This window comes from Weissella sp. DD23 (genome assembly GCF_001579105.1).
Taxonomy (GTDB): domain Bacteria; phylum Bacillota; class Bacilli; order Lactobacillales; family Lactobacillaceae; genus Weissella; species Weissella cibaria.
Genome location: NZ_KQ970490.1, coordinates 1 through 367, shown reverse-complemented (window position 1 = coordinate 367; position 367 = coordinate 1). Strand labels below are relative to the sequence as shown.

The 367-nt window shown below is 43.1% G+C and carries 1 protein-coding gene; it reads right to left on the bottom strand.

The window, feature by feature from the left end:
* A partial coding sequence (locus tag WEIDD23_RS12395) for an HrcA family transcriptional regulator (protein WP_347474460.1) occupies window positions 1–367 on the bottom strand: 367 nt, incomplete at both ends.

Here is a 367-nt window from a genome sequence, read left to right as displayed (position 1 = left end):
AGCGGTCGGTGCATCCAGTAATTGATACAATTGCTTAACTTCTTGCAAATTGGTATCAACCGTAAAGTCCATCAAATTCAAACGACCACCAACGAAAACCTTATCACGGATGGAGCGTGCCAACACATCACCAAACAGTTGCAAAAAAGCAACCGGCGTTCGAATTGTTCGCTCCATTTTCAATGGTAAATCGCCAGAAAGTGTTCGTAGAACATCAACAATTGGTTGGTTAACCAATGTTTGATTAATGTAACGCACCATGTCATCTAAGCCATGTACATCCATTCCCTCGGGTAGTCTAAAACTCTGACTCGTTACCTGTCCATCGTTCGTCACGATAATCGCCATAATTTGCTGGCCATCGACA